Annotated in this window: 5 protein-coding genes; all 5 read right to left on the reverse strand. The window is 67.4% G+C overall.

The features are described 5' to 3' along the window. Positions 1–134 precede the first annotated feature (134 nt). Positions 135–1,337: a multiple monosaccharide ABC transporter permease gene (mmsB, locus tag G5S38_RS09550; RefSeq protein WP_165067808.1), complete on the reverse strand. Its 1,203-nt coding sequence runs from the start codon at positions 1,335–1,337 to the stop codon at positions 135–137. Between the two features lie 2 nt (positions 1,338–1,339). Continuing rightward, positions 1,340–2,872, reverse strand: coding sequence for a multiple monosaccharide ABC transporter ATP-binding protein (gene mmsA / locus G5S38_RS09555; protein ID WP_165067811.1), 1,533 nt, complete (start codon positions 2,870–2,872; stop codon positions 1,340–1,342). Between the two features lie 103 nt (positions 2,873–2,975). Beyond that, entirely contained in the window at positions 2,976–4,088 is a 1,113-nt protein-coding gene (chvE, locus tag G5S38_RS09560) for a multiple monosaccharide ABC transporter substrate-binding protein (protein ID WP_165067815.1), read from the reverse strand. A gap of 386 nt (positions 4,089–4,474) precedes the next feature. Next, on the reverse strand, positions 4,475–5,512 hold the full coding sequence (locus G5S38_RS09565; RefSeq protein ID WP_165067817.1) for a LacI family DNA-binding transcriptional regulator: 1,038 nt from the start codon (positions 5,510–5,512) through the stop codon (positions 4,475–4,477). 9 nt (positions 5,513–5,521) lie between these two features. Then, on the reverse strand, positions 5,522–6,388 hold an 867-nt coding region (locus tag G5S38_RS09570; RefSeq protein WP_456237994.1), incomplete at its 5' end, for an L-arabinose isomerase family protein.

The following is a 6,388-nucleotide window of genomic DNA, read 5'->3' on the forward strand; positions in this document are numbered from 1 at the left end:
GCAGCAGGGTCCTGAGCCTATGTCGCGTGTGCCGCCCACAGCGCGAACCGGCCCCCGACGCTCCGCGGCGTGCTCTCGGGGAGCACTGCCGGGGAGGTCGGGGGCCGGTCGGGTGATGCGGCGGCGCGCGGTGCCTACTTGCGGGCGTTGGCCGAACGACGCTTGTTGAAGACGTCGAAGGCGACGGCGAGCAGCAGCACCATTCCCTTGATGAACTGCTGGTAGTCGATGCCGACGCCGAGCAGCGACATACCGTTGTTCAGCACGCCCATGATGAGGCCACCGGTGATGGCCCCGATGACGGTTCCCACTCCACCGGTGACGGCGGCGCCACCGATGAACGATGCCGCGATGGCGTCGAGCTCGAAGAGGTCACCCGCGCCGGGGCCCGCCGAGTTGAGGCGGCCGGTGAAGACGAGGCCGGCCAGCGCGGCGAGGGTACCCATGTTGACGAACAGGTAGAAGTCGACCCACTTGGTCTTGATTCCCGACAGCTGCGCGGCGTGGAGGTTGCCACCGCGCGCATAGACGTGACGGCCGAAGACGCTGCGGTTCATCACCGTCGTGTACACGAGGATCAGCACGGCGAGCACGATCAGCACGATCGGCGTTCCGCGCGATCCGGGGGCGACGCCCAGGAGGTAGGTGATTCCGATGATGAGGGCGGAGATGAAGACCAGCTTGGTCACGAACCACGCGGTGGGCTCGGTCTCGAGGCCCGCCTTGACCCTGGCCATGCGGCCACGGAACTGCTGGGCGACGAAGAACACGAGGGCGAGGGCGCCGAGGCCCACGGTGATCCATTCCGCCGGCGACGTGGTCGCGGGGAACAGCCCGGGGAAGACGTAGCCGCCACCGAGTTGCCGGTACTCGTTGGGGAACGGCGTGATCTGCCGGTTACCGAGGATGATCTGCGTCAGTCCACGGAAGATCAGCATGCCCGCGAGCGTGACGATGAAGGCGGGGATGCCGACGAAGGCGACCCAGAATCCCTGCCAGGCCCCGACGAGCGCCCCGATGACCAGCGAGCCGATGATGGCGACCCACCACGGGAAGTCGAGCTGGGTGATCATCACGCCGGAGACCGCGCCGACGAAGGCGGCGACCGAACCGACCGAGAGGTCGATGTGGCCGGCGATGATGATCATCACCATGCCGATCGCGAGGATCAGGATGTAGCTGTTCTGCACGATGATGTTCGACACGTTGCCCGCGGTGAGCAGCGCGCCGTTCGTGAGGATCTGGAACAGGACCACGATGGCGATGAGCGCGAGGAAGATACCGATCTGCCTCAGTCGTCCGGCCAGGAAGTCGACCGAATCTTTGATGACGGACATAGTCAGCTTTCCTTCTCTTGTGTCATGAATTGCATGAGGACTTCGGGGGTGGCGTTCTCGATCGGAACCTCACCGGTGATGTGCCCCTCCGACAGCGCATAGATGCGGTCGCAGATGCCGAGCAGCTCCGGCAGCTCGGAGGAGATCACGAGGATCGCCTTTCCGGCCGCGGCGAGCTCGTTGATGATCGTGTAGATCTCGTACTTCGCGCCGACGTCGATACCGCGGGTGGGCTCGTCGAGGATGAGGATGTCGGGGTCGGAGAACATCCACTTCGACAGCACGACCTTCTGCTGGTTGCCGCCGGAGAGCTTTCCGGTGATGGAACCGACCGAGGGGGCCTTGATGTTCATGCTCTTGCGGTAGTCGTTGGCCACGGCGAACTCGCGGTCGCCGTCGACCCACCCGCGCTTGGCGAGCTTGTCGAGCGCGGCGCCGGAGACGTTGCGCTTGATGTCGTCGATGAGGTTGAGGCCGTATTTCTTGCGATCCTCGGTCGCGTAGGCGATGCCGTGCTTGATCGCCTCCGCCACGGACTTGGCCCGCACCTCGGTGCCATTCATGAACAGGCGACCGCTGACGTCGGAGCCGTAGGAGCGGCCGAACACGCTCATGGCGAGTTCGGTGCGGCCGGCGCCCATGAGTCCGGCGAGGCCGACGACCTCGCCCGCGCGAACCGTGAGGTTCGCGGAGTGGATGACGACGCGACCGGTCTCGGTGGGGTGGTGGACCGTCCAGTCCTCGATGCGCATGACCTCGTCGCCGATGCTCGGCGTGCGGTCGGGGTAGCGGTTCTCGAGGTCGCGGCCGACCATGCCCTTGATGATGCGGTTCTCGGAGATCTCGTCGTGCGCGAGGTCGAGGGTCTCGATCGCGCGACCGTCGCGGATGATCGTGACCTTGTCGGCGATCGCCTTGATCTCGTTGAGCTTGTGGCTGATGATGATGCACGCGATGCCCTCGTCGCGGAGGCCGGCGATGAGGCCGAGCAGGTGGGCGGAGTCCTCGTCGTTCAGGGCGGCCGTTGGCTCGTCGAGGATGAGCAGCTTGACCCGCTTCGAGAGTGCCTTCGCGATCTCGACGAGCTGCTGCTTGCCGACGCCGATGTCGGTGACCGGCGTCACGGGGTTGTCGGAGAGCCCGACGCGCTTGAGCAGCTTGGCTGCCTCGGCGTTGGTCTTGTGCCAGTCGATGAAGCCGTTCTTGCTTACCTCGTTGCCGAGGAAGATGTTCTCGGCGATCGACAGGAAGGGGCTCAGTGCGAGCTCCTGGTGGATGATGACGATGCCGCTGTTCTCGCTGTCGCGGATGTCCTTGAACGCGACGGACTGGCCTTCGAAGATGATCTCGCCCTCGTAGGTGCCGTGCGGGTAGACGCCCGAGAGCACCTTCATCAGGGTTGACTTTCCTGCGCCGTTCTCGCCGCAGATGGCGTGCACCTCGGCGGCGCCCACTTCGAGGCTGACGTTCTGCAGCGCCTTGACGCCGGGGAACGTCTTCGTGATGTCCCGCATCTCGAGAATGCTCTCGGTCATTCGTTTCTCGCCTTGCCTTGTCGAATCGTGCAGTGAATCGTGCAGTGCTGGATCAGGCCGAGTGGCCCGGCGCGAATCGATCGCGCCGGGCCACTCTGGGGTGTTACTGGAGGTCTTCGGCGGTGTAGTAGTCCGCGCCGATGAGGACCTCTTCGTAGTTGTCGACCGTGACGATCTCCGACTCGAGCAGGAACGATGGAACGACCTTCTCGCCGTTGTCGTACGTCTCGGTGTCGTTGACCTCCGGCTCCTCGTCGTTCAGCACGGCGTCGACCATCGCGACGGCCTGCTCGCCGAGGAGGCGGGTGTCCTTGAAGATGGTCGAGTACTGCTCGCCGGCGATGATCGAGCGAACGGAGCCGACCTCGGCGTCCTGCCCGGTGATGACCGGAAGGTCAGTGGCGGAGTAGCCACCGCTGGTGAGTGCCGAGATGATGCCGATCGAGAGGCCGTCGTACGGCGACAGGACGCCGTCGATGCGCTCGGAGCCGATGATGGTGAGGATGTTCTCCATGCGCTCCTGGGCGGTCTCGGGGAGCCAGCGGAGGATGGCCGCCTGCTCGAAGCTGAGCTGGCCGCTCGGCACGTTGAGCACACCGGAGTCGAGGTACGGCTGGAGGGTGTCGATGGCGCCGTCCCAGAAGAAGTTGGCGTTGTTGTCGTCGGGGCTACCGGCAAACAGCTCGACGTTGAACGGGCCGGTCTGGCCGGTGTCTTCGCCGCTCTCGTCGAGGATTCCGAGGCCCGTCAGCAGCGAGGTGGCCTGCTGCACGCCGACCTCGTAGTTGTCGAAGGTCGTGTAGTAGTCGACGTTCTCGGTGCCGTTGATGAGGCGGTCGTACGCGATGACGGGGATGCCCTGGTCGGCGGCCTGCTGCAGCACGCTGGTGAGGGTGGTTCCGTCGATCGACGCGATGATGAGTGCGCCTGCACCGGTCGAGATCATGTTCTCGATCTGGGAGACCTGTGTCGGGATGTCGTCGTTGGCGAACTGGAGGTCGACGTTGTAGCCGAGCTCCTCGAGTGCCGCTTCGACGTTGGCGCCGTCGGCGATCCACCGCTCCGACTGCTGCGTCGGCATGGCGACGCCGACCGTGATCTCTTCGGGGCTCGCACCGTCTGCGGCCCCTCCGGTACGGTCTCCGCTGCAGCCGGCGAGCGTGACGGCAAGGATCCCTGCGGCGGCGATGCCGGTCAGGAGTTGCTTCTTCTTCACTGTGTTTCCTTTCGTGGGTTCTCGGAATGTGAGATCAGTGCGGGGCAGGCCGGTTCGCGGATGCCGCGGCGGCGCCTCGACGGCGTGGGGGCGCTAACGGGGCGCGCGAGAGCGCGGGGCCGGTGCGGCGGAGGGAGAGGGTGCGGCGGAGGGAGGAGACGCTGCGGCCCGGGGGCCGGCGAGGGGGAGAGAGTTCACTGCTTGACCTCTTTGTCATGCGTTGCGGGTGTCGATCGGTTCGGGAAGCGGAGGATGCGTAGTTATGTGAACGGTCACATGAACGACCTCATGCTAGCCCCAAAGAAGGATGATCTGTCAACCCGCGTGATGTCGCGTGCATAACGGTCGCGTCACGACGGCCGTCACCGGGTGGCCGGGCACCCGCGTCAGTCGGGCGCGACAGCAGGGCGCTTGTCCCCCACCTGCGTCGTCGACGCACGCACGATCAAGGTCGCTTCGGCGTCGGTCTCGTGGGGGGCGCTCTCGCCGCGCAACGCAGCGAGCACCGCTGCCATCAGCTTCGAGCCGAGCAGTGCGAAATCCTGTCGCACGGTGGTGAGCGCCGGGCGCAGGAACGCCGCCTCCGGGATGTCGTCGAAGCCGACGATGCTGACATCGCCCGGCACGTCGATGCCCGCCGATGCCAGGGCACCGATGATGCCGACGCCCATCTGGTCGTTGGCGGCGAAGATCGCCGTCGGCCCGCCGCCCGCCTTGACGGAACCCGAGGCCACGAGCTCCCGGCCGATGGCGTATCCGCTCGCCGGTGACCAGTCGCCAGCCACGGGATCGTGGGCGGGGAGGCCGGCGGCGGCGAGCTCGTCACGCCACCCCCGCTCGCGCTCCGTGGCATCCAACGACCATCGCGGTCCCGCGACGTGCAGCACGCGGGTGTGGCCGAGCTCGATGAGGTGCCGGGTCGCGGCCCTGGCACCCGCGTACTGGGCGATCGCGACGCTGTGGAACCCCGCGCGGTGGCTGCTCTCGGCCGCGACCAGCGGCACCGAGATGCGCAGCCCGGCGATGGCCTCGAACACGACCTCGTCGGCGACCACGAGCACGAGCGCCTCGACGTCCTGCGCGAGCAGTGAGTCGATGGCGCCCACCATCGATTCCCGGTCGATCGTCGACATCGTCGCGATGCTGACCTGGTAGCCGGCCAGGCGGGCCGCATCGTTGAACGCGAGCATCGTCGACCCCGGCCCGTACAGCGGGCCGCCGGTCATCAGCAGGCCGAGCACGCGCGACCGGCGCGATGCGAGCGCACGAGCCGCGGCGCTCGGCCGGTAGTTGAGCTCGCGGATGGCCGCCTCCACCCGCCCACGGGTGGAGGCGCGCACCTTGTCGCCGTCGTTGAGCACGCGGGACACCGTCTGGTGCGACACCCCCGCGAGCTTCGCGACGTCGCTGATGTTGGCGGCCACGCGGGCCCGCTACAGCCCTCTGGCGAGGCGGTAGTAGGCCTGGTTCCACTTCAGTTCGCGGGCGAACGAGCGCAGCGTGGTCGAGGCATCGATCACGACGAGCTCGTTGCGGGCGATCTCGGCGAAGTCCTCGAACACCTCGATGCCGACGGCCGTGCTCATCACCGTGTGGTGCGCGGCACCCGCAGTGAGCCAGGCGGCAGCACTCGTGGCGAAGTCGGGCTCCGGCTTCCAGAGGGCGCGCGCGACGGGCAGCTTGGGCAGTGGATGCGGCAGCTCGACGACTTCGACGACGTTCGCGACCAGGCGAAAACGATCGCGCATGTCGGAGAGCGCGACGACGACGGCGGGTCCGGCATCGGTATCGAAGACGAGGCGGACCGGGTCTTCGCGTCCCCCGATTCCGAGCGGGTGGATCTCGAGGCGCGGCTTCGAGGTAGTCAGCGACGGGCACACCTCGAGCATGTGTGCGCCGAGGATCAGTTCTTCTCCGGCCGTCATGTCGTAGGTGTAGTCCTCCATCAGGGAGGCGCCGCCTGGCAGGCCGGAGCCCATCACCTTGGCGGCGCGCACGAGGACGGCCGTCTTCCAGTCGCCCTCCGCGCCGAAGCCGTAGCCGTCGGCCATCAGTCGCTGCACGGCGAGGCCGGGCAGCTGGCGCAGGCCGCCGAGGTCTTCGAAGCTCGTGGTGAACGCGCTGAACCCGCCCGCCTCGAGGAACGAGCGCAGGCCGAGCTCGATCCGGGCCCCGTAGCGCAGGGAGTCGTGGCGGTCGCCGCCCGCCCCCACCCCCGGCACGGCCCCGTCGAGCTGCTCGGACTCGGCGGCGAGGGCGGCGCCCTCGGCGTCGGCGGCGGCGCCCACCCCCGCGACCCG

It is taken from the genome of Marisediminicola senii (assembly GCF_011057645.1).
Classification (GTDB): Bacteria; Actinomycetota; Actinomycetes; order Actinomycetales; family Microbacteriaceae; genus Marisediminicola; species Marisediminicola senii.

Coding starts and splice junctions, on each gene's coding strand:
- mmsB (WP_165067808.1), bottom strand. CDS start 1,337: ATGTCCGTCATCAAAGATTCGGTCGACTTCCTGGCCGGACGACTGAGG.
- mmsA (WP_165067811.1), bottom strand. CDS start 2,872: ATGACCGAGAGCATTCTCGAGATGCGGGACATCACGAAGACGTTCCCC.